Here is a 24634-nt window from a genome sequence, read left to right as displayed (position 1 = left end):
GTTTCAAAGGTACTGCTCGGCGCGGCCGGCTCAGGTCCGCAGCCGCGGGTGCCGCTTGAACAGATAGCGATACACGAAACCGGGATAAGCCAGCACCAGGTACAGGCTCAGCGTGATGGCGTAGAACTCCCAGGTCTGCGCGAAGCGGTTGCCCAGCACGGACTCGAACGTGAAGCCCAGGGCCCCCACGATCAGGTAGAACACCAGCACTTCGACCAGGCGCATCCAGAACGGCTTGACGGCATCCGCCCCGCCCCGCTTCCACGGCAGCACGGCGAACACGCGTTCCGTCAGGAAGGGCAGATTCGCGCTGACCAGGGCCAGCGCGATCAGGAGCCATACCGCCAGGGTCTGGTTCATGGCCCGGTCCGCTTACAGGCTGAGCGAGCTGCGGATGGCCTGCACGCACAGGGCCATCAGGCCGCCGGGCAACAGGCCCAGCACCAGGATCAGCAGGCCGTTGACCGACAGCACGCCGCGCTGGCCGCAGGTGGCCGACATCGGGGCGGCATCGGCCGCCGGCTCGTCGAAGTACACGACCTTGACCACGCGCAGGTAGTAGAACGCGCCGATCAGCGAGAACAGCACCGCGATCACGGCCAGCGTGACGTGACCGGCGCTGACCAGCGCCTGCAGCACCGCCAGCTTGGCGTAGAAGCCCACCAGCGGCGGGATGCCGGCCAGCGAGAACATCAGCAGCAGCACGATGGCGGCATGCCACGGGCTGCGACGGTTCAGGCCCTTCAGGTCATCGATGTGCTCGCACTCGAAACCCTGGCGCGACAGCAGCAGCACGATGCCGAAGCTGGCCAGCGTGGTCAGCACGTAGGTCAGCATGTAGAACAGCGACGCGCCGTAGGCGGACGAGGCCAGTTCCGGCTTGCCGACCACCGAGCCCGACATCAGGCCCAGCAGCACGAAGCCCATGTGCGAGATGGTCGAGTAGGCCAGCATGCGCTTGAAGTTGGTCTGCGCGATGGCGGTCAGGTTGCCGATGGCCAGCGACAGCACCGCCAGGATCATCAGCATCGGCTGCCAGTCGGCCGCCAGGCCGTGCAGGCCGTCGACCAGCAGGCGCAGCGTGATGGCGAAGGCCGCCAGCTTGGGCGCGCCGCCCAGGATCAGCGTGACCGCGGTCGGCGAACCCTGGTAGACGTCCGGCACCCACATGTGGAACGGCACGGCGCCGAGCTTGAACGCCAGGCCCGAGACCAGGAACACGATACCGAACACCAGGGCCAGCTTCTCGGCCTTGCCGGCGGCGATGACCTTGGAGACTTCAGCCAGGTCGAGGTGACCGGTGGCGCCGTAGACCATCGACATGCCGTACAGCAGGAAGCCCGAGGCCAGCGCGCCCAGCACGAAGTACTTCATGGCGGCTTCGGTGGCGACGACGTTGTCGCGACGCAGCGCGATCAGCGCGTACAGCGCCAGCGACATCAGTTCCAGGCCCAGGTAGATCGAGATCAGGTTGCCCGACGAGATCATCACCATCTGGCCCAGCAGGGCGAACAGCGTCAGCACGTACAGTTCGCCGCCGCGCATCATGTCGCGCAGCTGGGCGTAGACGCGGCCGTAGACCAGCGTGACCGCCACCGCGATGTACGAGGCGATCTTGAGCAGGTGCGACAGTTCGTCGGTGACGTACAGGCCGTTGAAGGTCGAACCCGTGACGCCGTTCTTCCACTGCAGCACCGACACCACGGTCAGCACGCCCAGCGCAAGCATGGTCAGCAGGAACGTCGGCTTGCGCTCGGGGTGATTGCTGACCGCGTCGACGAGCAGGATAGCCAGGCCGAAAACCAGCAGGAGGATTTCCGGTGTCGCCAGGGCGAAATCGATTTGGGATTGCATCATTGTCTTGTCTTACAGTTTCGAGACGGCAACGTGTTGCAGCAGGGCCTCGACCGACACGTGCATCACGTCGGTGAAGGGCTTGGGATAGATCCCCATGTACAGCACGGCGATCGCCATCACGCCAAGAATCACGAATTCGCGGCGGTTGATATCGGTCAGTTCGCGGACGTGGTCGTTGGCGATGTCGCCCAGGACCACGCGCTTGACCATCCACAGCGAATACGAAGCGCCCAGGATCAGCGCGGTGGCCGCCAGCAGGCCGATCCAGAAGTTGTGCTCGACCGCGCCCATGATCACCATGAACTCGCCGACGAAACCGCTGGTGGCCGGCAGGCCGCTGTTGGCCATCGAGAACAGGATGAAGAACGTGGCGAAGCGCGGCATCACGTTGACCACGCCGCCGTAGTCGGCGATGCGGCGCGAGTGCATGCGGTCATAGAGCACGCCGATACACATGAACATGGCGCCCGAGACGAAGCCGTGGGAGATCATCTGCACGATGGCGCCTTCGACGCCGGCCGTGTTGAAGATGAAGAAACCCAGGGTGACGAAGCCCATGTGGGCGACCGACGAATAGGCCACCAGCTTTTTCATGTCGTCCTGCACGATCGCGACCAGGCCGATGTAGATCACGGCGATCAGCGACAGCGTGATCATCAGGCCGGCCAGGCTGTGCGAGGCGTCGGGCGCGATCGGCAGCGAGAAGCGCAGGAAGCCGTAGGCGCCCAGCTTCAGCATGATCGCGGCCAGCACGATGGAGCCGCCCGTGGGCGCCTCGACGTGGGCGTCCGGCAGCCAGGTGTGCACCGGCCACATCGGCACCTTGACGGCGAAGGCCGCCAGCAGCGCCACGAAGATCAGGATCTGCGGGGTGTAGCCCAGCTTGGTCTGCTGCCAGGTCAGGATGTCGAACGAACCGCCCGAGGCGTGCCACAGGTAGACGAACGCGACCAGCGTCAGCAGCGAGCCCATCAGGGTGTAGAGGAAGAACTTGAAGGCCGCGTAGACCCGGTTCGGTCCGCCCCAGACGCCGATGATGATGTACATCGGGATCAGCGTGGCTTCGAAGAACACGTAGAACAGCATGCCGTCCAGCGCGCAGAACACGCCGACCATCAGACCCGACAGGATCAGGAAGGCGGCCATGTACTGGGACACGCGGCTGGTGATGACTTCCCAGCCGGCCAGCACCACGATGATGGTGATGAACGCGGTCAGGAGCACGAACCACAGCGAAATGCCGTCGACGCCCAGGTGGTAGTTGACGTTGAAGGCTTCGATCCAGGAGGTCTTCTCGACGAACTGCATGGCAGCCGTCTTGGAGTCGAACCCGGTGTACAGCGGGATCGTGACGAGGAAGCCGGCGATCGAGCCGACCAGCGACAGGCCGCGCGTCAGACCGGGACGGTCGTCACGGCCCACCGCCAGCACCAGCAGGCCGAATACGATCGGGACAAAGATCGCAAGCGTGAGCCAGGGGAAAGTGTTGGATGCCATCTCGCTTGCCATCATTGGGGAATCAGCACAAAGAAAGTCACCAGCGCCATGATGCCGATGATCATCGCGAACGCGTAGTGATAGATGAAGCCGGACTGCAGGTGGCGGCTGATCGCCGACACCCAGCCCACCACGCGGGCGCTGCCGTTGATCAGGAAGCCGTCGATGATGCCGCGGTCGCCGGTCTGCCACAGGCCACGGCCCAGGCAGCGCAGGCCGCGGGCGATGATCTGCTCGTTGACCCAGTCGACGTAGTACTTGTTCTCAAGCACCTTGTTGACGCCCGACAGGCTCGACTTGATCGCGGCCGGGACCTTCGGGTTGATCAGGTAGCAGTACCAGGCGATGACCGCGCCGGCCACGACCAGCCAGAACGGCAGGGTCTGGAAGGCGTGCAGGCCGAAGGCGACCCAGCCGTGCCACTCTTCGTGCAGCTCGTGCATGGCGGGATGCTGCGGCAGCACCGTGATCACGCCGTTGAAGAACTTGCCGAACAGCATCGGATCCACCGCCCAGGCGCCGATCAGCACCGACGGGATCGCCAGCAGGATCAGCGGCAGGGTCACGACCCAGGGCGACTCGTGCGGCTTGCCGCCGTGGTGGCCGTGGCCATGGTCGTCGTGACCGTGGTCGTCATGGCCATGCGCGTCGTGGCCGTGGCCATGACCGTGGTCGCTGGTGTCGAAGCGTTCCTTGCCGTGGAAGACCAGGAAGTACACGCGGAACGAGTACAGCGAGGTCACGAACACGCCGATCAGCGTGGCGTAGTAGGCGAAGCTGGCGCCCCAGACGTGGGCGGCGCCGGCGGCCTCGATGATGTGTTCCTTCGAGTAGAAACCCGAGAAGAACGGCGTGCCGACCAGGGCCAGCGTGCCCAAGAGGAAGGTGATCCAGGTGATGGGCATGTACTTGCGCAGGCCGCCCATGTTGCGGATGTCCTGGTCGTGGTGCATGCCGATGATGACCGAGCCCGCGCCCAGGAACAGCAGCGCCTTGAAGAACGCGTGCGTCATCAGGTGGAAGATCGCCACCGAGTAGGCCGAGGCGCCCAGCGCGACGGTCATGTAGCCCAGCTGCGACAGCGTCGAATACGCCACCACGCGCTTGATATCGTTCTGGATGATGCCCAGGATGCCCAGGAACAGCGCGCCGATGGCGCCGATCACGATGATGAACGACAGCGCGGTGTCCGACAGCTCGAACAGCGGCGAGAAACGCGCGACCATGAAGATGCCGGCCGTCACCATGGTGGCGGCGTGGATCAGCGCGGAGATCGGGGTCGGGCCTTCCATCGAGTCGGGCAGCCAGGCGTGCAGGGGCACCTGCGCCGACTTGCCCATGGCGCCGATGAACAGGCAGATGCAGGCCACGGTCAGCAGCATCCAGTCCGAACCGGGCAGCGTCAGCTTGGACAGCTTGTCGGCCTGGGCGAACACTTCACCGTAGTGCATGGTGCCGGCGTAGGCGAACAGCAGGCCGATGCCGAGGACGAAACCGAAGTCGCCGACGCGGTTGATCAGGAACGCCTTCATGTTGGCGAAGATCGCGGTCGGGCGGGTGTACCAGAAACCGATCAGCAGGTACGAGACCAGGCCCACCGCTTCCCAGCCGAAGAACAGCTGCACCATGTTGTTCGACATCACCAGCATCAGCATGGAGAACGTGAACAGCGAGATGTACGAGAAGAAGCGCTGGTAGCCGGGATCGTCGGCCATGTAGCCGATGGTGTAGATGTGCACCATCAGCGACACCGAGGTCACCACGACCATCATCATGGCCGACAGCGGATCGATCAGGAAGCCGATTTCCAGCTTGGTCTGGCCGATCAGGCTCCAGGTGTAGACCGCGCCGTCGAAGCGCAGGCCGTTGAGCACGTCGCCCAGCACCACCACCGAACCGATGGCGGAGATGAGCACGCCCAGGATGGTGATGACGTGCGAGGCGCGGCGGCCGATCGGACGGCCCAGGAACCCGGTGCCGAAAAGGCCCGCGAGGATTGCTCCGGCCAGCGGCGCCAGCGCGATGAGCAGGTAGAGATTGGGTGAGCTAGACATTTTCTTCCAATACCCCGTCAGCCCTTCAGGCGATCGAGTTCGTCAACGTTGATCGTGTTCAGGTTGCGGAACAGCAGCACCAGAATGGCCAGACCGATCGCCGCCTCGGCGGCGGCCACGGTCAGGATGAAGAACACGAACACCTGGCCGGCGGTGTCGCCGAACCAGCTGGAGAACGCCACGAAGTTCATGTTGACGGCCAGGAGCACCAGCTCGATGGACATCAGCAGGATGATCAGGTTGCGGCGGTTCAGGAAGATGCCGAAGATCCCGATGGCGAACAGGATCGCCCCCAGGATCAGATAATGGGCCAGCGTCAGCGTCATTGTTTTTCTCCTTGGGGCGCGGCGGTACCGTTCTGGGCCTGGGCGCGCTCGCTCTGGGCGGGCATGCTCACCATGCGGAAACGGTCCTTCGAGCGCACGCGAACCGCGGCGACCGGGTCGTTGTACTTCACGTCGCGGCGGCGGCGCAGGGTCAGCGCGATGGCGGCGACCATGCCGACCAGCAGCAGCGCGGCGCCGACTTCGATGGCGTAGATGTAGTGCGTGTACATCGCTTCACCGAGCGCGCGGGCGTTGTTGTAGTCGCCGGCGACCGGGGCTTGCGGGCCCGAGCCGTACCAGGTCGAGCCCAGCACGAAGGCCATTTCCAGCACCATCACCAGGCCGATCACCAGGCCCAGCGGCAGGTAGGTCTTCATGCCTTGGCGCAGGGCATCCATGCGGATGTCCAGCATCATGACGACGAACAGGAACAGCACCATCACGGCGCCCACGTACACCAGCACCAGCAGCAGCGCGAGGAACTCGGCGCCCAGCAGCATCCACAGCATGGCCGCGTTGGCGAACGCCAGGATCAGGTGCAGGACGGCGGTGACCGGGCTGCGCGCGGTGATCACGCGGAACGCCGCGATCACCAGCACGGCGGCCAGTATGTAAAACAGGACAGTGGTAAAAGTCATGGATCAGGACCCTGGGCTCAACGGTAGGGAGCGTCTTCGGCCCGGCGGCGGGCGATTTCGGCTTCGTAGCGGTCGCCCACGGCGAGCAGCATGTCTTTGGTGAAATACAGGTCGCCGCGCTTTTCACCGTGGTATTCGTGGATGTGCGTTTCCACGATCGAGTCCACGGGGCAGCTTTCCTCACAGAAGCCGCAGAAAATGCACTTGGTCAGGTCGATGTCGTAGCGCGTGGTGCGGCGGGTGCCGTCGTCACGCTGGTCCGACTCGATGGTGATGGCCAGCGCGGGGCACACGGCTTCACACAGTTTGCACGCGATGCAGCGCTCTTCCCCGTTGGGGTAGCGACGCAGCGCGTGCAGGCCGCGGAAACGCGCCGAGGTCGGCGTCTTTTCCTGCGGGTAGCGCAAGGTGACCTTGCGCTTGAAGAAATACTTGCCCGTCAGGCGCATGCCCTTGAGCAGTTCGGCCAGCATCAAGCTGCCGAAGAAATCTTTGATCGCTTCCATATCCTGCCTCTGCCTGGCGGCTTAGCGCCAAATGTTCCAGGGCGTCTGCATCCAGATCGCCACAACGACCAGCCAAACGCCGGTCAGCGGGATGAAGATCTTCCAACCCAAACGCATGATCTGGTCGTAGCGGTAACGCGGGAACGACGCACGGAACCACACGAACAACGAAACCACGACGAACGTCTTGAGACCGAGCCAGATCCAGCCCGGGATCCAGGTCAGCGGCGCGATGTCGATCGGCGAAGCCCAGCCGCCCAGGAACATGATCGACGCCATGCACGACAGCAGGATCATGTTGGCGTATTCGCCCAGGAAGAACAGCGCGAAGGCCATGCCCGAGTATTCGACCATGTGGCCGGCCACGATTTCCGATTCGCCTTCCACCACGTCGAACGGGTGGCGGTTGGTTTCGGCCACGGCCGAGATCACGTAGATCACGAACAGCGGCAAGAGCGGCAGCCAGTTCCAGGACAGGAACGTCAGGCCCTTGTCGGCGAACCAGCCGCGGTTCTGCACATGCACGATCTCGGACATGTTCAGGCTGCCGGACACCAGCAGCACCGTCACCAGCACGAAGCCGATGGCCAGTTCATACGACAGCATCTGGGCCGAGGCGCGCAGCGCGCCCAGGAACGCGTACTTCGAGTTCGAGGCCCAGCCGGCGACGATCACGCCGTACACGCCGATCGACGTGATGGCCATGATGTACAGCAGGCCGGCGTTGACGTTGGCCAGGACCACGTCCGGGCCGAACGGCACCACCGCCCAGGCGGCCAGCGCCGGCATCAGCGTGACCACGGGGGCCACGATGAACAGCACCTTGTTGGCCTGGCTGGGGACCACGACTTCCTTGGTCAGCAGCTTGAACACGTCGGCGAACGGCTGCAGCAGCCCCTTGAAACCGACGCGGTTCGGACCCATGCGCACGTGCATGGCGCCGATCATCTTGCGCTCCCAGTACGTCAGGTAGGCGACGCACAGGATGATGGGCACGGCGATGACCACGATCTTGATGAGGGTCCAGAGGACCATCCAGACCGTCGGGCCCAGCAATGCCGTGCCGTGGCTTTCAAGAACATTGAGCCATTCCATCAGGCACGCTCCACGCTGAGTTGACCAAATGCGCCACCCAGGGCTGCGGTATTTTCAAAGGCTGCGGCGATGCGCACGGCGCGATCGGCCACGGCGTCATCCTGCACGGTTTCGAGCTCGACAGCGCCCTGCCCGCCCGTCACGCGCACCTTGACGCCGGCGGTCAGGCCGAGGCTGGTCAGCGTGTTGCCGTTCATGCGCGCGGCGGGCAGCTTCGAGGCCGGCGCGGCCTGCAGCGGCTCCGAGCGGCGCACCATGGCGTCGGTACGGTAGATCGGCACGTCGGCGACGCGTTCCAGGCCGGTCAGGGCCTGGCCCAGGCCCAGCGGCGCCTTGATGTCGTTGGACAGGCGGCCTTCGACGCCACCGGCCAGCGCGGTGTCGCGCACGGACTCGGAGGTTTCGTCATCGAAGCCGGCCAGGTGCAGGACGTTGCCCAGCACGCGCAGGACCTTCCAGGCCGGACGGGTCTGGCCGAACGGCGCGACCGTGCCCTTGAAGCTCTGGGCCAGGCCCTGGGCGTTGACGAACGTGCCCGAGGTTTCGGTGAACGGCGCCACCGGCAGCATGACGTCGGCCCATTCGGCGGCGGCCGAACGGTAAGGCGTCAGGGCCACGGCGAATTGCGCGCCGCGCAGCGCGGCGATGGCTTGCTGGCCGTTGTCGGCATCCAGCAGCGGCTCGGCGTGCAGCACCACGTAGGCCTTGAGCGGCTCGGCCAGCATGGCGGCGGCGTTCTTGCCGCCCTTGCCCGGGATGGCGCCGGCCAGGTAACCGCCGACGGTGTTGCCGCCGGAGGTCAGGAAGCCGAACTTGCCGCCGGCCAGGTCGGCCACGGCGCGGCCGTTGGCTGCCAGGGTCGAGGCCTGGGCGCTGGCCACGGCCAGGTTGCCCATCAGCACGGCGGTGTTGGAACCCGACGCCAGGCTGGCGGCGATGATCTTGGCGTTCTCGCCCGGGGTGACCGAGGCGAACTCGGCCGGCACCGCGGCTTCCTTGGCTTGCGCCAGGGCCACGGCCACTTCGGCCAGGGCGCGCGGCAGCTCGGACGGAGCCACGGTGAGGCGGCCGGCGACCGGCATCAAGGGATCGTCGGCGGCGCTGTCGACCATCAGGATCTGCGTGCCGCGCTTGGCGGCCTGGCGCAGGCGCTGGGCCATCAGCGGGTGATCCTTGCGCAGGAACGAGCCGACCACCAGGACGCGGTCCAGGTTGTCGAGTTCGGCGATCGGCATGCCCAGCCACGGCGCGCCGGTCAGGGCGGCGTCGAAGGCGGCATCGGTCTGGCGCAGACGGAAGTCGATGTTCTCGGAACCCAGCGCGCGGACCAGGCGGCCCAGCAGCGCGTATTCCTCGGTGGTGGCGTATTCGGACGCCAGGGCGCCGATCTGGCCGGCGCCGAAGCTGTCACGCACGCGCGACAGGCCTTGGGCCACGGCGGCCAGGGCGTCGGCCCAGGAGGCTTCCTGCCACTTGCCGTCGGCGCCCTTGATCATCGGGGCGGACAGGCGGTCTTCGCTGTTCAGGCCTTCGTACGAGAAGCGGTCGCGGTCGCTGATCCAGCATTCGTTGACGGCTTCGTCTTCGAACGGCACCACGCGCATGACGCGGTCGCCCTTGACCTGGACCACCAGGTTGGCGCCCAGGCTGTCGTGCGGGCTGACCGAACGGCGACGGGCCAGTTCCCAGGTGCGGGCGCTGTAGCGGAAGGGCTTGGAGGTCAGCGCGCCCACCGGACAGATGTCGATCATGTTGCCCGAGAGCTCGGACTCGATCGAGCGGCCCACGAACGAGGTGATCTCGGAGTGCTCGCCACGGCCCAGCATGCCCAGTTCCATGACGCCGGCGATTTCCTGGCCGAAGCGCACGCAGCGGGTGCAGTGGATGCAGCGGCTCATTTCCTCGGCGGAAACCAGCGGGCCCAGGTCCTTGTGGAACACCACGCGCTTTTCTTCCTGGTAACGCGAGGAAGAGCCGCCGTAGCCCACGGCCAGGTCCTGCAGCTGGCATTCGCCGCCCTGATCGCAGATCGGGCAGTCGAGCGGGTGATTGATGAGCAAGAATTCCATCACCGACTTCTGAGCGGCGCGAGCCTTCTCGGAGCAGGTGTGCACGACCATGCCGTTCGTCACGGGGGTGGCGCAGGCGGGCAGCGCCTTGGGCGCCTTTTCCACTTCGACCAGGCACATGCGGCAGTTGGCCGCGATGGACAGTTTCTTGTGGTAGCAGAAATGCGGCACGTAAAGCCCGACTTTCTGGGCCGCATGCATCACCATGCTGCCCTCGGGCACTTCTACCGTATTGCCGTCGACGGTTAGTTCAACCATTGCTGTTCCTGAGACCTACAGATATTGCGGAACCACACACGACTTGTGCTCGATGTGGTGCGCGAATTCGTCGCGAAAATGCTTGAGGAAGCCACGCACGGGCATGGCGGCGGCGTCACCCAGGGCGCAGATGGTGCGGCCCATGATGTTGCCCGCCACGTTGTCCAGCATGTCCAGATCTTCCGGACGGCCGTGGCCGTTTTCGATGCGGTGCACCATGCGGTACAGCCAGCCGGTGCCTTCGCGGCACGGCGTGCACTGGCCGCAGCTTTCCTCGAAATAGAAATACGACAGGCGCAGCAGCGACTTGACCATGCAGCGCGTCTCGTCCATGACGATCACGGCGCCCGAACCCAACATGGAACCCGCCTTGGCGATGGCGTCGTAGTCCATCGTGGTTTCCATCATGATGTCGGCCGGCAGCACCGGGGCGCTCGAGCCGCCGGGGATCACGGCCTTGAGCTTCTTGCCGCCGCGCATGCCGCCCGCCAGTTCCAGCAGGGTCGAGAACGGGGTGCCCAGCGGGATCTCGTAGTTGCCGGGACGCTCGACGTCGCCGGTGATCGAGAACAGCTTGGTGCCGCCGTTGTTGGGCTTGCCGACTTCGAGGTAGGCCTGGCCGCTGTTGCGGATGATCCAGGGCACCGCCGCGAAGGTTTCGGTGTTGTTGATCGTGGTGGGCTTGCCGTACAGGCCGAAGCTGGCCGGGAACGGCGGCTTGAAGCGCGGCTGGCCCTTCTTGCCTTCCAGCGATTCCAGCAGCGCGGTTTCCTCGCCACAGATGTAGGCGCCGTAGCCGTGGAATGCGTGCAGCTGGAAGTTGTATTCCGAACCCAGGATCTTGTCGCCCAGGAAGCCGGCGGCGCGCGCCTCTTCCAGGGCCTCTTCGAAGCGCTCGTAGACTTCGAAGATTTCACCGTGGATGTAGTTGTAGCCGACGCTGATGCCCATCGCGTAGGCGGCAATCGCCATGCCTTCGATCACGATGTGCGGATTGAAGCGCAGGATGTCGCGATCCTTGAACGTGCCGGGTTCGCCTTCGTCCGAGTTGCAGACGAGGTACTTCTGGCCCGGGAAGGCGCGCGGCATGAAGCTCCACTTCAGGCCGGTCGGGAAGCCCGCGCCGCCACGGCCGCGCAGGCCCGACGCCTTGACTTCGGCGATCACGTCTTCCGGCTTCATACCGGTGGTGAGGATCTTGCGCAGGGCTTCGTAGCCGCCGCGCTTGACGTAGTCGGCCAGGCGCCAGTTGGCGCCGTCGACGTCGGCCATGATCTGCGGCTTGATGTGGCGGCCGTGCAGGCACATCGAATTGGACAGGTCGTTCAGCGGGTTGGGCTCCAGGCCCTGCGCGAACTGCTTGTAGATGTCCGGCGCGTTCATGCCGACTCTCCTTGCGCCTTGAGGGTCGCGACCAGCGCGTCCAGCTTCTCTTCGGTCATGCGCACGCACATATGCTTGTTGTTCACGATCAGCACGGGGGAATCGCCGCAGGCGCCCATGCACTCGCCCTCGACCAGGGTGAACTGGCCGTCGGCGGTGGTCTCGCGATAGTCCACGCCCAGCTTGCGCTTGAGGTAGTCGCCGGCACGTTCGCCGTCGCGCAAGGCACAGGGCAGGTTGGTGCAGACCGCGATCTTGGTCTTGCCGACGGGCTTGACGTCGAACATGTTGTAGAAGGTGGCGACTTCCTGCACCGCGATGGGCGGAACGCCGATGTAGTTGGCCACATCTTCGATGATGTCGGTAGCCAACCAGCCCTTCTCTTCTTGCGCGATCGCAAGAGAGGCCATGATGGCGGACTGCCGCTGGTCGGCCGGGAACTTGGCGAGTTCTCGGTCGATTTTCTGGTAGGCCTGTTCGGAAAGCAGCATAGTTTGAATCCGGGTTAAGCGGGCGTGCTCGTGACTGTCTCTGGGCGGATCAGCGATCGATCTCGCCGAAAACGATGTCCTGCGTACCAATGATGGTGACGGCGTCGGCGATCATGTGACCGCGCGACATTTCGTCCAGCGATTGCAGGTGGACGAAGCCGGGCGCCCGAATCTTCAGGCGGTACGGCTTGTTGGCGCCGTCCGACACCAGGTAGATGCCGAACTCGCCCTTCGGGTGTTCCACCGAGGCGAACGCTTCGCCCGGAGGCACGTGGAAACCTTCGGTGAAGAGCTTGAAGTGGTGAATCAGCTCTTCCATGTTGGTCTTCATGGCGGTGCGCTTGGGCGGGGCGATCTTGTGGTTCTCGATCATGACCGGGCCCGGGTTGTTGCGCAGCCATTCCACGCACTGGCGGATGATGCGGTTGCTCTCGCGCATTTCGGCGATGCGGACCAGGTAGCGGTCGTAGCAGTCGCCGTTGACGCCGACGGGGATGTCGAAATCGAGCAGGTCGTAGACTTCGTAGGGCTGCATCTTGCGCAGGTCCCAGGCCACGCCCGAGCCGCGCAGCATCGGGCCGGTGAAGCCCAGCGCCTTGGCGCGTTCGGGATCGACCACGCCGATGCCGACCAGACGCTGCTTCCAGATGCGGTTATCGGTGAGCAGGGTTTCGTACTCGTCGACGCACGCGGGGAAGCGGTTGGTGAAGTCTTCGATGAAGTCCAGCAGCGAGCCCGAACGCGCGTCGTTCATGACGCGCATTTCCTTCTCGCCGCGGTATTTGCTGGTGTCGCCGTACTGCGGCATGGTGTCCGGCAGGTCGCGGTAGACGCCGCCCGGACGGTAGTAGGCCGCGTGCATGCGCGCGCCCGAGACCGCTTCGTAGCAGTCCATCAGGTCTTCGCGCTCACGGAAGGCGTACAGGAACACCGCCATGGCGCCCACGTCCAGCGCGTGCGAACCGAGCGACATCAGGTGGTTCAGGAGACGCGTGATCTCGTCGAACATCACGCGGATGTACTGCGCGCGCAGCGGGGCTTCGACGCCCAGCAACTTCTCGATGGCCATGACGTAGGCGTGCTCGTTGCACATCATGGACACGTAGTCCAGGCGGTCCATGTAGGGCAGCGCCTGGATGTAGGTCTTGTGCTCGGCCAGCTTTTCAGTGGCGCGGTGCAGCAGGCCGATGTGCGGGTCGGCGCGCTGGATGACTTCGCCGTCCAGCTCGAGCACCAGGCGCAGCACGCCGTGGGCGGCCGGGTGCTGCGGGCCGAAGTTGAGCGTGTAGTTCTTGATTTCTGCCATGATTCAACGTCCCAAGCCGTAGGTGTCTTCGCGCACCACGCGCGGCGTGATCTCGCGCGGGTCGATCGTGACGGGCTGGTAAATGACGCGCTTCTGTTCCGGGTCGTAGCGCATTTCGACGGTGCCGGAAAGCGGGAAGTCCTTGCGGAACGGGTGGCCGATGAAGCCGTAATCGGTCAGGATGCGGCGCAGGTCCGGGTGGCCTTCGAAGACGATGCCGTACAGGTCGAACGCCTCGCGCTCGAACCAGCCCACGGCCGGCCAGCATTCCATCAGCGACGCGACCATCGGGAACTCGTCGTCCGGCGCCCAGGTGCGCACGCGCAGGCGCCAGTTGTTCTCGACCGACAGCAGGTGCGCGACCACGGCGAAACGCGCGCGGTGCACCTTGGCGTTGGTTTCCTCGGGCAGCTGGCGCGTGCCGTTGCCCCAGGTCAGGTAATCGACGCCACAGAGGTCGATACAGATTTCGAAGCGCAGGCCGGCTTCGGTGCGCAGCTTGTTGCAGACGGAGAACCACTGCTCCGCGGGCACTTCGAGCGTCAGCTCGCCCAGCGCCTCGGTCAGCGCGATGTCCGCGCCGAGGGTGGTCTGCAAATTGTTTTTCAGGGTTTCGAGCCTGGTCATCATCTTGTACGCTTAGGTGAACCGATACGCTGTTTCGCGGGGTCCTGCGGCGGCGTTTGCGGCGGCCGCGGACCGGAGCGCAAACTCAGCGCGCAATCGTGTTGGTCAGACGGATCTTGTTCTGCATCTGCAGCAAGCCGTAGACCAGCGCCTCGGCCGTGGGCGGGCAGCCCGGCACGTAGACGTCTACCGGTACGATGCGATCGCAGCCGCGCACCACGGAATACGAGTAGTGGTAGTAACCGCCACCATTGGCACAGGAGCCCATGGAGACCACCCAACGCGGTTCGGGCATCTGGTCGTAGACCTTGCGCAGCGCCGGCGCCATCTTGTTGCACAGCGTGCCGGCGACGATCATCAGATCGGACTGGCGCGGGCTGGGGCGGAAGATGATGCCGAACTGGTCCAGGTCGTAGCGGGCCGCGCCCGCGTGCATCATCTCGACCGCGCAACAGGCCAGGCCGAAGGTCATGGGCCACATGGAGCCGGTTTTCGCCCAGTTAAGGAACTTGTCGGCGCTGGTTGTGATGAACCCTTGCTTGAGAATGCCGTCTATAGCCATATTCGTCTCTGATAGCGTGCGGTGATGAAATAACCCGGCGGGTTATTCCCAGTCCAGCGCGCCCTTTTTCCATTCGTAGATGAAGCCGACGGTCAACACGGCGAGGAAAACCATGACCGTCCAGAAGCCGACGAGCCCGACCGTACCTTGGGCGATGGCCCACGGGAACAGGAACGCGATTTCCAGGTCGAAAAGAATGAACAGAATCGCCACCAGGTAGTAGCGCACGTCAAACTTCATGCGCGCGTCTTCGAACGCTTCGAAGCCGCACTCATAGGGGGATAGCTTCTCGGCGTAGGGACGCCGCGGGCCAAGGAGGGAGCCGGCCGTCAGAAGCGCGAACCCGATAAGGGTGGCCACTACGATAAACAGCAGGACGGGGAAATACTGTTGCAGGTTCATTCAGGCGTCCGTCAAATGCGCAAACCTTAGGATTGTAGCATTCGCGCGGTTACTTCCGGCTGAACTCTGTAGCGTGAACAGCGGGTGAAAGACTGCATTTCTCCAGTGGAACAATCGCAGTATTCAAGGGGGGACACGCAAGCTTACCGCCACGCGCGCCGATATGTCGCGCCGGCAGGGCAAAACGCCCGCACAGCGGTCGCGAATTACCGTAAAAACAGACTGACCGCAAACAAAAAACCACCCCGAAGGGTGGTTTCATATGAGCGGGCCGAAGCCCGCTCATGCACTAAGAATCTAGGCAGGACTTACGCCCTGCTTTCGATTAGAAGCGGTGACGCAGGCCCACGCCAACAGCGGTCGCCTTGACGCCGTCGTTGAACGCGTAGTTCTTCGAGTACGAACCGTAGGCGTACAGGTTGGTACGCTTGGACAGGTCGTAGGTGTAGCCGGCCGAGAACACGTTCATCGTGGCATCGTCGCCAGTCAGCTTGTTGTTCGACGGGTCAACGCGCTGCCACGAACCGAACAGGCTCGAAGCGCCGCCGATCGGAGCCGACAGACCCAGCAGGTACGAGTTGGCCTTGAAGCCATCAGCGAACTGGTTGGTGCCGAAGCCGAGCTTGCGCGACGTACCGTCAACGGTAATCGAGCCCGAAGCGCCAGCCGGGTTGGACGTGGCGAACCAGCCGTCGGTGGTGCGAGCGTAGGCCAGGGCCAGCTTGACCACTTCGAAGTCATACGAACCGCCGATCATGTACGAACGGGGCGTCGCGTCGACTTCGCCTTGGGCTTGGTTGTGCGAAGCGTTCAGCTGGTCGTACGACAGAGCGACGTTCAGGGGGCCGTTGACGTAACGCAGGCCGGTCGTGATGGCGCGGACGTTGTCGGCGGTCTTGAAGCCAACGCGAGCCGGATCAGCCTTGGTCGAACCGTCAGCATTGCCGTCATCGGCGCTGAACGAGTAGCCAACGCCGAACTGGAAGCCGCTGAACGACGGGGTTTGGTACATGACCATGTTGTCGTAGCGTTGCGTGTTGGCAGCGCTCATGCCGGTACCGATGTTGGCGACGTTGAAGCCGGCGCCGAACGGATCGATCGAGCCGAAGTACTTCGACGCGATGTTGGTTTGGCGACCGAAGTCCAGTTGACCCCAGGCGTCGCTGGCCAGACCGACGGTGGCTTGACGGCCGAACAGACGGCCGTTTTGGCCCGACTTGCCGTTACCCGAGTCGAAACCCGATTCCAGTTGGAAAACAGCGCGCAGGCCGTCACCCAGATCTTCCGAGCCACGCAGACCCCAGCGCGAACCGTTCTGGACGCCGTTGATCATGCCGATCTTGCTGCCGTTCTTGGCATCGCCAGCACCGCTGATCTTGTTGTAGCCGATACCCGTGTCGATGATGCCGTACAGGGTGACAGACGTTTCTGCCTGGGCGACACCGGCGAAACCGGCGAGCAGGGCGGCAGCGAGCAGAGTCTTTTTCATTTAAGAAATCTCCGTTGATTTGAGTGACAAGAGCAGCAATCCAGCAAACCAGCCTGCCGCCCCCCTAACTCCGCGAAGGGAAGTTGACGCTATTGCATCAAAAATCAGGGGGGCTGGCTATGGTCGACACCAGAAAAGTGCAGGTTTGCGACAGCCCTGTTGGGATATTGCAACATCAGACCGATCCCACTAGGGCTAACCCTGCATTTTCCCGACGACCACGTATTCACGCGACTTTCAGCCCTGGCCCCAATAAACAACGAATCGCCACGATCTTTCTTTCAGACTCCTTCCGCACTCCCCGCAGGCCGGTTGGGCGCATTTTCGCGGCGACCGCCGGGGACGCCCGCCAAGCCGGCATCCGTCAGTTTCGATAACATTGTTATTTAAATAAACCGCCGATATTATTTCGGAACAATGCAATGGTCCTGATCCCCGCCCATGCCCACGCCCACCCAGCGCGCCGACCGCAATGAACGCCTGAGCGCCCTGCGCCGCCAGATGATCCTGGACGCCGCCCAGCGCGTCTTCGAGCGCGACGGCCTGGAAAAGACCACGCTGCGCGCCATCGCCAAGGAAGCCGGCTGCACCACGGGCGCGATCTACCCCTGGTTCGCGGGCAAGGAAGTCCTGTACGGCGCCCTGCTGGACGAATCGCTGCAGCGCCTGCACACCCACCTCTTGAGCGCCACGTCGGGCGGCAGCCCCGCGGCGGCGGCCCGCCAGGCGATCCAGGCGTTCTTCGGCTACTACGCCGAGCGTCCAACCGATTTCTCGCTGGGGCTGTATCTGTTCCAGGGGCTGGGGCCGCGCGGCCTGGGCCGCGACATGGACGAGCGGCTGAACCAGCGCCTGCGGCTGTGCGTCGACGTGCTGGGCCAGGCCCTGGCCCGGACCAAGTCCTGGCCGCCCGAGGCGGCGCAGGTCGAGCAGATGAACGTCTTCACCTATCTGATCGGGCTGTTGCTGCTGCTGCACACCCGCCGCCTGAAATCCCTGGGCCAGCAGGCCGATGTCCTGCTGGATCATTATTGCCTCGCGCTGGAACAACGATGACGCCCTCCCCCCTGCCCCGCGACGACGCCGATGCGTCGCTGATCAGCCTGGCCGACTTCCGGCTGCTGCTGGCCGAGCAGCATCCGTTTTCCCTGCTGTTGGGGATCGAGGTGGAGCGGATCGGCCGCGGCACCGCCCTGGCCGTCCTGCCCGCGCGCGACAGCCATCAGCGGCTCGGCGGCATCGTCGCCGGGCCGATGCTGATGGGGCTGGCCGACCTGGCGATGTACGCCGCGGTGGTCGGCGCCACGGGCCAGGCCCACGCGGTAACCGCCAGCCTGACCATCAATTTCCTGCGCAAGAGCCCGGCCGGCGCGATCCACGCCGACGCCCGGTTGCTGAAGGTCGGCCGCCTGTCCGCCGGCGAGGTCATCCTGACCGCCGCCGGCGCCGCTGAGCCGCTGGCGCACATCGTCAGCACCTGGTCGGTACCCAAATCATGAGCCTGCGCATCAGCATCGTCGGGATGGGCCACACCGGCACCCAGGCGGCGCGCCGCCTGCTGGCGGCCGAACCCGATATCGCCCTGACCGTTTACGACATCGATCCGGACCGTTGCGAGGACTTTCGCGGCAGCGCCACGCTGGCGACCTCGGCGCGCGAGGCGCTGGCGGAGTCCGACACCATCGTGCTGGCCCTGCCGCGCGAGCGCGAGATCGACCGCACGCTGGAACGGTTCAGCGATGGCGAGGTCAGCGCGCCGGTGGCCGGCAAGCTGATCGTGGATCTGGAGCCGCCGCCGCCCGAGCGCGCGCGGCGCCTGGACCAGGCCATCGCCAGCGCCGGCGGCCGTTATGCCTGCGCGCCGCTGCGGCCGGCGGGCGCGGGCGAGCCGGGCGCGCGGCTATTGAACGCCTTGATCGCGCCGCGCTGAACGCGCCAGGCCTTCAGTGGCCGCCACGCATAGCGACAGCCAGACGAAGGTGATGGCGAAGCCGGCCGCCACGTCGCTGGCGAAGTGCACCTGCAGCAGCACGCGGCTCAGGCCGATCGCCATCACCAGCCCCGCCGCCAGCGCCACGCCGGGCAGCCGCCAGGAAACCGGCGCCAGGCGCCAGGCCAGGTAGCAGGCCCCGCCGTACACCGCCATGGCGGCCGAGGCATGGCCGCTCGGAAAGCTCCAGCCCAGCGCGGTGGCGAATCCATGGTCATGCTCGGGCCGCACGCGCTCGAAACCCAGCTTGAGCATCCGGTTGAGCAGGCCGCCACCAGCGGTGGCCACCGCATAGAACGCCGCCAGCCGCCACTGCCGCCGCCACAGCAGCGCGGCGGTCGCCAGGACGGCGAGGACCGTGAGGAACATCCGGTCGCCGAGCGTGGTGAACCACGACAGCAGCCACAGCACGGAATCCCCCAGCGACATGCTGAGGGCGCCCGCCAGGGCGCTGTCGAACTCGACCACCACGCCGGGACGGGTCACCGCCGCGGCCAGCGCCAGGAACGCCGCGGCCGACAGGGCCACCGCCCCGATCCAGCCGGCCATGCGCAGGGCCGGCGCGGCCTGCGCATAGGCGCGCGTCAGCGCCACCGCGATGGCGGCGGCGCCCAGCGGCAGCAGCGTGAACAGGAGCAACGCATGGGAGGCCACCCAGGCCGCATCGGCATCGATCATCGCGCCCCCTTCATGATGGCCCCGTCACCGCTAGCCGGCGACCAGGGTCTTGTCGACCGGCGCGAAGGCGTGGGTGGCGGCGGCATAGTCCCACCGCTCGACATGGCAGACCCGCGTATCGCCGTCCGCTTCGCAGGTGATCACGTTGACCGAATTGGGAATGTTGCCGCGCACCCGGCGCGAGCACGTGGTGCCGGCCTGCACCACCCAGCCGGCCGCCACCGCCGGATTGGCGCTGGCGGGCAGGACATAGGGCAGGTGGATGTGGCCGCCCAGGATCAGGTCGACGCCGGCCTGGCCCCAGGCCGACAGCGCCCGTTCGCGGCCGATCAGCAGGTTGAAGCGGTCGGATTCCACCTTGGCGCGCACCGGATGGTGCGCCACCACCACGCGCAACTGGCCCGGCCTGGCCTGGCGCAGGCGCTGCGCCACCCGCGCGATCTGCGCGTCGGAAATCTCGCCGTCCTTGCGCCGCCGGGGCCGCGTGGTGTTGACGCCGATGGCCAGCAGGCCCGGCGTCTCGTAGATCGGCTCCAGCACGGCGCCGAGCGCGCGCTTGTAGTTGCCGTAGGGATTGAGCGCGCGCGCGAAAAGATTGAACAGGGGGATGTCGTGGTTGCCCGGCACCGCCAGCACGGGCAGCGACAAGCGCTCGATGAACTTGCGGGCGGCGGCGAACTGGCCGCGCCGGGCGCGCTGGGTGATGTCGCCGCTGATCACCACCAAGTCCGGCGCCAGCGCGCGGGCCAGGTCCAGGGCGGCCTCGACCACCGGCTTGCGCTCGGTGCCGAAATGCGTGTCGGAGAATTGCAGGATGCGGGTCATGGGCGCGCTCCGTCCGGCGCATCGACCGGCACGACCAACGGCAGCGGCGTTTCGGACACCTTGAATTCCAGCGGGGCATCCATCCAGGAAATCTCTCCATCCATGGCGACCTTGACCCGGCGGCGTCCGCGGATGGACACCGCCAGGCGGTCAAAAGCAAAATTGACGACGTGTTCGGCATCGCCCAGGCGGCTGAACAGCCCGCGCAGCAACAGGCCATACAGCGCCAGCGTGCCGACCGGCCGGGTCGCCATGGCCACCAGGCGGTTGCGGTCCAGTTCGGTCGGGTCGATGCCGATGTGTTCCAGCTGCAGGCGGTTGTTGCCCACCACCAGCGTCGGCGCGCGCAGGTCGCGCACCCGGCCTTCGTATTCCAGGCGCAGGCCGAGCTGGCGCGGCGCGCGCAGCAGGGTCACCAGTCCGGACCACAACGCCACCAGGCGGCTGCGGCCGAAGCGCTGCTTGTAGGCTTCGCGATCTTCCAGCAACTGGGGATACAGGCCGAGGCTGGCGTTCACCAGGAACAGGCGGCCGTTGAGCAGGCCGACCTGCACCGGCCGCAGCTCGCCGCCGAGCAGGCCGCGCAGCGCCGCTTCGGTGTCCTGCGAAATGCCGTAGCGGCGGCCGAAGTAATTGAAGGTGCCTTGCGGCAGGATGCCGAAGGGCACGCCCTGCCCCAGCACCTGGCTGGCGACGGCGTTGAGGGTGCCGTCGCCGCCCGCGGCGACCACGATGCCGTCCGCCTGGCGCGCCTGCGCCACGGCGTCGCGGGCGGTGGCGGTCAGGCGCGACGGGTCGTCGACCGGCATCAACTGGTAGCGCCGGCCCGCTTCGTCGAGCACGCGGCGGATGATGTCCTGCAGCGCTTGCGCGTCGCCGCGCCCGGAGCCGGTGTTCAGGACGATGAAGAGAGGTTCGTGTCCCGTCAGGGGACGAGCCCCTGTCGCCGGGCTCTGCTGGATAGGCGTCATGGGCAAAAGATAGCCCATGCCGGCAAATCGTCGCAACCGTGCCGGCGCGCGCCTCGCGGGCGCGCCGGCACGCGGCTCACCGGCCGACCGCGTAAGCCTGCATCAGGCGCGGCGTGGCGGCCGCGTGCAGCAGGCCGTCGGCGTCGCGCGAGGCCGCGGTCAGGCGGCCGACCGACCATTGCGGCACCTCCTCGATCTGGTGGCCGCGGGCGCGCAGGGCGGCGATGGTCTCGGCGCCGAAGCCGCTCTCCACCGCCAGATGGCCCGGCTTGCGGTCGCGCGGGTAGAACGACGAGGGGAAGTGCATGGTGTGCGACATCGGCAGGTCGATGGCTTCCTGCAGGTTCAGGCCATGGTGCGCGTGACGCAGGAAGAACAGCAGCTGCCATTGCTCCTGCTGGTCGCCGCCCGGCGTGCCGAACGCCAGGTAGGGCCGGCCCTCGCGCAGCGCCAGCGATGGCGTCAGCGTGGTGCGCGGACGCTTGCCCGGCGCCAGCGTGCCCGGCAGGCCCTCTTCCAGCCAGAACATCTGGGCGCGGGTGTTCAGGCCGAAACCCAGTTCCGGGATCACCGGCGAGGACTGGAACCAGCCGCCCGACGGCGTGGCCGAGATCATGTTGCCCCAGCGGTCGATGACGTCGACGTGGGTGGTGTCGCCGCGCTTGACCGAGGCGCGCATGTCGGCCATCGTCGGCTCGTTGGTCGCGCTGCCGGGGGCCGAGACCTTGGACAGGCGCTGCAGCGTGTCCATCACCCGCGCCACCTGCGCCTCGAAACCGGGGATCTGGCCGGGCCGCAGGTCCTGCGAGGCCTGTTCGCCGATGAGGGCGCGGCGCGCGTCGTTGTACTCGTCGGACAGCAGCTGGGCCAGCGGCACGTCGACGAAGGCGGGATCGCCGTAGTAGGCCTCGCGGTCGGCGAAGGCCAGCTTCATGGCCTCGGTGACGCGGTGCACGAACTCGGCGCTGGTCGGGCCGACGCCGGCCAGGTCCATGTCCTTGAGCAGCGCCAGGGTCTGCAGGAACACCGGCCCCTGGCTCCAGGCGCCCGCCTTGGCCACGGTATAGCCGTGGTAGTCATAGGTGGCGGGCTGGTCGTAGCTGGCGGACCAGCCGGCCAGGTCGTCGGCGGTGATCACGCCGCGATGGCGTTCGCCGCTTTCGTCCATGACCTCGTTGCCGCGCGCGAACTTGTCGATCGCCTCGGCGACGAAGCCGCGGTAGAAGGCGTCGCGGGCCGCCTCGATCTGGCGCTCGCGGTCGCCGCCGGCCTGTTCGGCGGCCTGCAGCACGCGGGTCCAGGTGGCGGCCAGCGCCGGGTTGCGGAACAGCTTGCGGGCCTCGGGCACGTTGCCGCCAGGCAGGTAGACCTGCGCGGTGGTGGGCCAGTGGGCCTGGAAGAAGTCCTTCAGGCCGGCGATGGTGTTGGAGATGCGCGGCATCAGCGCGTGGCCGTGCTCGGCGTAGTAGATGGCGGGTTCCAGCACGTCGCGCACGCGCATCGTGCCGTGGTCGCGCAGCAATTGCATCCAGGCGTCGAAGGCGCCGGGAATGACGGTGGCCAGCAGGCCGTTGCCGGGAATCAGCTTGAGGCCTTCGGCGCGGTAGCGCTCGAGCGTGGCGGCCGCCGGGGTGGTGCCCTGGCCACACAGCACTTCGACGCGGCCGGTGCGGGCCGAGTAGAACACCGCCGGCACTTCGCCGGCCGGGCCGACCAGGTGGGGCTCGACCACCTGCAGCACGAAGGCCGAGGCGACACAGGCGTCGAATGCGTTGCCGCCGCGCTCCAGCAGCGACATGCCGGCCGAGCTGGCCAGCCAATGGGTGGAGGTCACGACACCGAAGGTGCCGAGGATTTCCGGGCGAGTCGTAAACATGGTGCGATCCTGTTGCGGACGGCGCGCAGGCCGGTGGCCGCAAGATAAGTAAAAACGGGACCCGCAACCGGGTCCCGCGTCTGGCTTGATGCCTACTTCCTGGCGAGGCTGACGCCCTTCAGGCGGATCAGGCCATCGGGATACGGCACGAAGCCTTCCAGCTTCTTCTGCGTGCCGAAGGTCCACGGCAGGTAGAACAGGTAGACGATGGGACGCTGGTCCTGCATCACCGACAGCACCTTGTCGTACATGGCGCGGCGCTTGGCGGTGTCCGGCTCGGCGCGGGCGTCGTTGAGCAGCTTGTCGGCCTCGGGGTCGCAGAACTTGCCGTCGTTCAGGTTGCCCTTGCAGCTGAGGTACTGGTGGATGTTGCCGCTGGGATCGACCCGGCCCGACCAGCCGCTCTGGCCGACTTCGAAGTCACCACGCGCCAGCGACGATTGCAGCGAGGCGAACTCGACGGGACGCAGGGTGATGTCGAAACCGGCCTCGGCGCCCATGGCCTGCACCAGTTCGAAGACCTGCTGCATGGTGGTGTTGTTGCCGAAGGTGATCTCGAACTTGACGCGGTCGAAGCCCGCTTCCTTGAGCAGGGCCTGGGCCTTCTTGGGATCGCGGCCGGCGTGCTCGAACGACTTGTTGTAGGCGAAGCTGGCCGGCGGGAACGGCTGGTAGGCCGGCTGGTACTGGCCTTCGCCGATGACCTGGTTGAGCACGTCGCGGTCGATGGCGAGGTCGAGCGCCTGGCGCACGCGCTTGTCCTTGGCCAGCGGATTGTTGGCGCGCGCGCCGTTGCCCAGGTTGACCGAGATCGACTGGAAGCCCAGGCCGGTGACCGGGGCCAGGCGCAGGTTGGCGTCGTCCTTGACCGCCTTGGCGTCGCTGGGCGCCACGCGCTCGATGATGTCGAGGTCGCCGGCGCGCAGGTTGTTCAGGCGCACGGTGTTGTCGGGGATCGGCGTGAAGACGACACGGTCGAAGTGATAGTTGGCGGCGTCCCAATACTTGGGAAATTTCTCAAGCACGATGCGGTCGTTCTGCACCCGTTCCTTGAACTGGTACGGGCCGGAGCACACCGGCTTGCCGCCGGGATCCTTGTCGAACGAGGCGGGCGAGATCATCATGCCGGCGCGGTCGGACAGCTGCGACAGCAGCGAGGCGTCGGGCTCGGACAGGTGCAGCACCACGGTGCTGGCGTCGGGCGCGTCGACGCTGGCCACGGTGGCCAGTTCGCTCTTGCGGTTGCTGTCGGGCAGCGTGCGGGCGCGATCCAGGTTGGCCTTGACCGCGGCGGCGTCGATCGGCGTGCCGTCATGGAACACGGCGTCGGTGCGCAGCTTGAAGGTCAGCGTCTTGTTGTCCGGGCTGGTGCTCCAGGACTGGGCCAGCTGCGGCACGAACTTCAGGTCCGGCGTGATGTCGACCAGCTTGTCGCACAGCGAAGCGAACACGATGCGGCCGACGAAGGTGCGGGCGCGGGTCGGATCGAGCACGTCCGGGTCGTCCTGCAGGCCGACCCGCAGGGTCGATTGGGCGTGGGCCAGCCCGCTGGCCAGCATTCCCGCCATGGCCATGGCGAGGCAAAGTTTACGCATGAATGATCTCCGTCGATTCAGGCGGCCTGCTTCCCCGCGCGCCGGGCGGCGCGCCGCCTGGCAGTGAGGGAACAGACCCCGAGCCGTGCTGCATCGCCGGGCCCATCCCCCCGTTGCGCACGTTCTTGTTTGGATTCTG

The 24634-nt window shown here is 66.0% G+C and carries 24 protein-coding genes; 3 read left to right on the top strand and 21 right to left on the bottom strand.

Annotation, left to right across the window (positions count from 1 at the left end):
- Positions 1-30 precede the first annotated feature (30 nt).
- The 16 genes from H0523_RS01770 to H0523_RS01695 form a co-directional block, all read right to left on the bottom strand.
- On the bottom strand, positions 31-360 hold the full coding sequence (locus H0523_RS01770) for a DUF2818 family protein (RefSeq protein WP_006393413.1): 330 nt from the start codon (positions 358-360) through the stop codon (positions 31-33).
- Positions 361-372: 12 nt separating this feature from the next.
- Positions 373-1857, bottom strand: coding sequence for an NADH-quinone oxidoreductase subunit NuoN (gene nuoN / locus H0523_RS01765; protein WP_054429647.1), 1485 nt, complete (start codon positions 1855-1857; stop codon positions 373-375).
- 9 nt (positions 1858-1866) lie between these two features.
- Positions 1867-3369, bottom strand: coding sequence for an NADH-quinone oxidoreductase subunit M (locus H0523_RS01760; RefSeq protein ID WP_054429648.1), 1503 nt, complete (start codon positions 3367-3369; stop codon positions 1867-1869).
- A complete protein-coding gene (nuoL, locus tag H0523_RS01755) occupies positions 3366-5408 on the bottom strand; it encodes an NADH-quinone oxidoreductase subunit L (RefSeq protein ID WP_006393410.1) in 2043 nt (680 codons plus the stop codon). The genes H0523_RS01760 and nuoL overlap by 4 nt, the downstream gene beginning before the upstream one ends.
- 17 nt (positions 5409-5425) lie before the next feature.
- Complete coding sequence (nuoK, locus tag H0523_RS01750) at positions 5426-5734, bottom strand: NADH-quinone oxidoreductase subunit NuoK (RefSeq protein ID WP_006217969.1); 309 nt, start codon at positions 5732-5734, stop codon at positions 5426-5428.
- Positions 5731-6372, bottom strand: a complete 642-nt coding sequence (locus tag H0523_RS01745; protein ID WP_054429649.1) for an NADH-quinone oxidoreductase subunit J — start codon at positions 6370-6372, stop codon at positions 5731-5733. Before H0523_RS01745 ends, nuoK begins: the two co-directional genes overlap by 4 nt.
- A 17-nt stretch (positions 6373-6389) precedes the next feature.
- Positions 6390-6878: an NADH-quinone oxidoreductase subunit NuoI gene (nuoI, locus tag H0523_RS01740; RefSeq protein WP_006389216.1), complete on the bottom strand. Its 489-nt coding sequence runs from the start codon at positions 6876-6878 to the stop codon at positions 6390-6392.
- A 21-nt stretch (positions 6879-6899) separates the two neighbouring features.
- Positions 6900-7973 carry an NADH-quinone oxidoreductase subunit NuoH gene (gene nuoH / locus H0523_RS01735; RefSeq protein ID WP_054429650.1) on the bottom strand — a complete coding sequence of 358 codons (1074 nt, stop codon included), beginning with the start codon at positions 7971-7973 and terminating at the stop codon, positions 6900-6902.
- Positions 7973-10300: an NADH-quinone oxidoreductase subunit NuoG gene (gene nuoG, locus H0523_RS01730; protein WP_054429651.1), complete on the bottom strand. Its 2328-nt coding sequence runs from the start codon at positions 10298-10300 to the stop codon at positions 7973-7975. Before nuoG ends, nuoH begins: the two co-directional genes overlap by 1 nt.
- A gap of 15 nt (positions 10301-10315) precedes the next feature.
- Positions 10316-11683 carry an NADH-quinone oxidoreductase subunit NuoF gene (nuoF, locus tag H0523_RS01725; RefSeq protein WP_054429652.1) on the bottom strand — a complete coding sequence of 456 codons (1368 nt, stop codon included), beginning with the start codon at positions 11681-11683 and terminating at the stop codon, positions 10316-10318.
- On the bottom strand, positions 11680-12174 hold the full coding sequence (gene nuoE / locus H0523_RS01720) for an NADH-quinone oxidoreductase subunit NuoE (RefSeq protein ID WP_006393404.1): 495 nt from the start codon (positions 12172-12174) through the stop codon (positions 11680-11682). The genes nuoF and nuoE overlap by 4 nt, the downstream gene beginning before the upstream one ends.
- Before the next feature lie 49 nt (positions 12175-12223).
- Positions 12224-13480 carry an NADH-quinone oxidoreductase subunit D gene (locus tag H0523_RS01715; RefSeq protein WP_054429653.1) on the bottom strand — a complete coding sequence of 419 codons (1257 nt, stop codon included), beginning with the start codon at positions 13478-13480 and terminating at the stop codon, positions 12224-12226.
- A 3-nt stretch (positions 13481-13483) separates the two neighbouring features.
- On the bottom strand, positions 13484-14110 hold the full coding sequence (locus H0523_RS01710; protein ID WP_049072038.1) for an NADH-quinone oxidoreductase subunit C: 627 nt from the start codon (positions 14108-14110) through the stop codon (positions 13484-13486).
- Between the two features lie 82 nt (positions 14111-14192).
- Positions 14193-14669 carry a NuoB/complex I 20 kDa subunit family protein gene (locus tag H0523_RS01705; protein ID WP_006217960.1) on the bottom strand — a complete coding sequence of 159 codons (477 nt, stop codon included), beginning with the start codon at positions 14667-14669 and terminating at the stop codon, positions 14193-14195.
- Positions 14670-14711: 42 nt separating this feature from the next.
- Entirely contained in the window at positions 14712-15071 is a 360-nt protein-coding gene (locus H0523_RS01700) for an NADH-quinone oxidoreductase subunit A (protein ID WP_006217959.1), read from the bottom strand.
- A gap of 325 nt (positions 15072-15396) precedes the next feature.
- Complete coding sequence (locus H0523_RS01695) at positions 15397-16560, bottom strand: porin (protein WP_054429654.1); 1164 nt, start codon at positions 16558-16560, stop codon at positions 15397-15399.
- A 441-nt stretch (positions 16561-17001) separates the two neighbouring features.
- Here H0523_RS01695 and H0523_RS01690 point away from each other — a divergent pair, with 441 nt between their 5' ends.
- From H0523_RS01690 to H0523_RS01680, 3 genes are read left to right on the top strand one after another with little or no spacing between them, the layout of a single operon-like run.
- Positions 17002-17616 (top strand): TetR/AcrR family transcriptional regulator, encoded by a 615-nt coding sequence (locus H0523_RS01690; RefSeq protein ID WP_054429655.1) that lies wholly within the window; start codon positions 17002-17004, stop codon positions 17614-17616.
- Positions 17613-18059, top strand: a complete 447-nt coding sequence (locus H0523_RS01685) for a PaaI family thioesterase (RefSeq protein WP_054429656.1) — start codon at positions 17613-17615, stop codon at positions 18057-18059. The genes H0523_RS01690 and H0523_RS01685 overlap by 4 nt, the downstream gene beginning before the upstream one ends.
- Complete coding sequence (locus H0523_RS01680; protein WP_054429657.1) at positions 18056-18490, top strand: NAD(P)-binding domain-containing protein; 435 nt, start codon at positions 18056-18058, stop codon at positions 18488-18490. The genes H0523_RS01685 and H0523_RS01680 overlap by 4 nt, the downstream gene beginning before the upstream one ends.
- On the opposite strand, the gene H0523_RS01675 is transcribed toward H0523_RS01680, so the two are convergent.
- The 5 genes from H0523_RS01675 to H0523_RS01655 form a co-directional block, all read right to left on the bottom strand.
- Entirely contained in the window at positions 18461-19228 is a 768-nt protein-coding gene (locus H0523_RS01675) for a phosphatase PAP2 family protein (RefSeq protein WP_054429658.1), read from the bottom strand. The genes H0523_RS01680 and H0523_RS01675 overlap by 30 nt on opposite strands.
- A gap of 30 nt (positions 19229-19258) precedes the next feature.
- Positions 19259-20053: a metallophosphoesterase family protein gene (locus tag H0523_RS01670; protein ID WP_054429659.1), complete on the bottom strand. Its 795-nt coding sequence runs from the start codon at positions 20051-20053 to the stop codon at positions 19259-19261.
- Positions 20050-21024, bottom strand: coding sequence for a diacylglycerol/lipid kinase family protein (locus H0523_RS01665; protein WP_054429660.1), 975 nt, complete (start codon positions 21022-21024; stop codon positions 20050-20052). Before H0523_RS01665 ends, H0523_RS01670 begins: the two co-directional genes overlap by 4 nt.
- Positions 21025-21100: 76 nt before the next feature.
- Positions 21101-22900 carry a gamma-glutamyltransferase family protein gene (locus tag H0523_RS01660; RefSeq protein ID WP_054429661.1) on the bottom strand — a complete coding sequence of 600 codons (1800 nt, stop codon included), beginning with the start codon at positions 22898-22900 and terminating at the stop codon, positions 21101-21103.
- A 92-nt stretch (positions 22901-22992) separates the two neighbouring features.
- Positions 22993-24495 carry an ABC transporter substrate-binding protein gene (locus H0523_RS01655; RefSeq protein WP_054429662.1) on the bottom strand — a complete coding sequence of 501 codons (1503 nt, stop codon included), beginning with the start codon at positions 24493-24495 and terminating at the stop codon, positions 22993-22995.
- Positions 24496-24634: the final 139 nt, after the last annotated feature.

It is taken from the genome of Achromobacter insuavis (assembly GCF_902859645.1).
Lineage (GTDB): Bacteria > Pseudomonadota > Gammaproteobacteria > Burkholderiales > Burkholderiaceae_B > Achromobacter > Achromobacter insuavis.
The sequence above is the reverse complement of the archived record's forward strand: the minus strand, read 5'-3'. Positions and strand labels throughout refer to the sequence as shown.

What these genes read in the sequence shown, in the direction of transcription:
- H0523_RS01770 (WP_006393413.1), bottom strand. Translation starts at nt 360, where the DNA reads ATGAACCAGACCCTGGCGGTATGGCTCCTGATCGCGCTGGCCCTGGTC.
- nuoN (WP_054429647.1), bottom strand. Translation starts at nt 1,857, where the DNA reads ATGATGCAATCCCAAATCGATTTCGCCCTGGCGACACCGGAAATCCTC.
- H0523_RS01760 (WP_054429648.1), bottom strand. Translation starts at nt 3,369, where the DNA reads ATGATGGCAAGCGAGATGGCATCCAACACTTTCCCCTGGCTCACGCTT.
- nuoL (WP_006393410.1), bottom strand. Translation starts at nt 5,408, where the DNA reads ATGTCTAGCTCACCCAATCTCTACCTGCTCATCGCGCTGGCGCCGCTG.
- nuoK (WP_006217969.1), bottom strand. Translation starts at nt 5,734, where the DNA reads ATGACGCTGACGCTGGCCCATTATCTGATCCTGGGGGCGATCCTGTTC.
- H0523_RS01745 (WP_054429649.1), bottom strand. Translation starts at nt 6,372, where the DNA reads ATGACTTTTACCACTGTCCTGTTTTACATACTGGCCGCCGTGCTGGTG.
- nuoI (WP_006389216.1), bottom strand. Translation starts at nt 6,878, where the DNA reads ATGGAAGCGATCAAAGATTTCTTCGGCAGCTTGATGCTGGCCGAACTG.
- nuoH (WP_054429650.1), bottom strand. Translation starts at nt 7,973, where the DNA reads ATGGAATGGCTCAATGTTCTTGAAAGCCACGGCACGGCATTGCTGGGC.
- nuoG (WP_054429651.1), bottom strand. Translation starts at nt 10,300, where the DNA reads ATGGTTGAACTAACCGTCGACGGCAATACGGTAGAAGTGCCCGAGGGC.
- nuoF (WP_054429652.1), bottom strand. Translation starts at nt 11,683, where the DNA reads ATGAACGCGCCGGACATCTACAAGCAGTTCGCGCAGGGCCTGGAGCCC.
- nuoE (WP_006393404.1), bottom strand. Translation starts at nt 12,174, where the DNA reads ATGCTGCTTTCCGAACAGGCCTACCAGAAAATCGACCGAGAACTCGCC.
- H0523_RS01715 (WP_054429653.1), bottom strand. Translation starts at nt 13,480, where the DNA reads ATGGCAGAAATCAAGAACTACACGCTCAACTTCGGCCCGCAGCACCCG.
- H0523_RS01710 (WP_049072038.1), bottom strand. Translation starts at nt 14,110, where the DNA reads ATGATGACCAGGCTCGAAACCCTGAAAAACAATTTGCAGACCACCCTC.
- H0523_RS01705 (WP_006217960.1), bottom strand. Translation starts at nt 14,669, where the DNA reads ATGGCTATAGACGGCATTCTCAAGCAAGGGTTCATCACAACCAGCGCC.
- H0523_RS01700 (WP_006217959.1), bottom strand. Translation starts at nt 15,071, where the DNA reads ATGAACCTGCAACAGTATTTCCCCGTCCTGCTGTTTATCGTAGTGGCC.
- H0523_RS01695 (WP_054429654.1), bottom strand. Translation starts at nt 16,560, where the DNA reads ATGAAAAAGACTCTGCTCGCTGCCGCCCTGCTCGCCGGTTTCGCCGGT.
- H0523_RS01690 (WP_054429655.1), top strand. Translation starts at nt 17,002, where the DNA reads ATGCCCACGCCCACCCAGCGCGCCGACCGCAATGAACGCCTGAGCGCC.
- H0523_RS01685 (WP_054429656.1), top strand. Translation starts at nt 17,613, where the DNA reads ATGACGCCCTCCCCCCTGCCCCGCGACGACGCCGATGCGTCGCTGATC.
- H0523_RS01680 (WP_054429657.1), top strand. Translation starts at nt 18,056, where the DNA reads ATGAGCCTGCGCATCAGCATCGTCGGGATGGGCCACACCGGCACCCAG.
- H0523_RS01675 (WP_054429658.1), bottom strand. Translation starts at nt 19,228, where the DNA reads ATGATCGATGCCGATGCGGCCTGGGTGGCCTCCCATGCGTTGCTCCTG.
- H0523_RS01670 (WP_054429659.1), bottom strand. Translation starts at nt 20,053, where the DNA reads ATGACCCGCATCCTGCAATTCTCCGACACGCATTTCGGCACCGAGCGC.
- H0523_RS01665 (WP_054429660.1), bottom strand. Translation starts at nt 21,024, where the DNA reads ATGACGCCTATCCAGCAGAGCCCGGCGACAGGGGCTCGTCCCCTGACG.
- H0523_RS01660 (WP_054429661.1), bottom strand. Translation starts at nt 22,900, where the DNA reads ATGTTTACGACTCGCCCGGAAATCCTCGGCACCTTCGGTGTCGTGACC.
- H0523_RS01655 (WP_054429662.1), bottom strand. Translation starts at nt 24,495, where the DNA reads ATGCGTAAACTTTGCCTCGCCATGGCCATGGCGGGAATGCTGGCCAGC.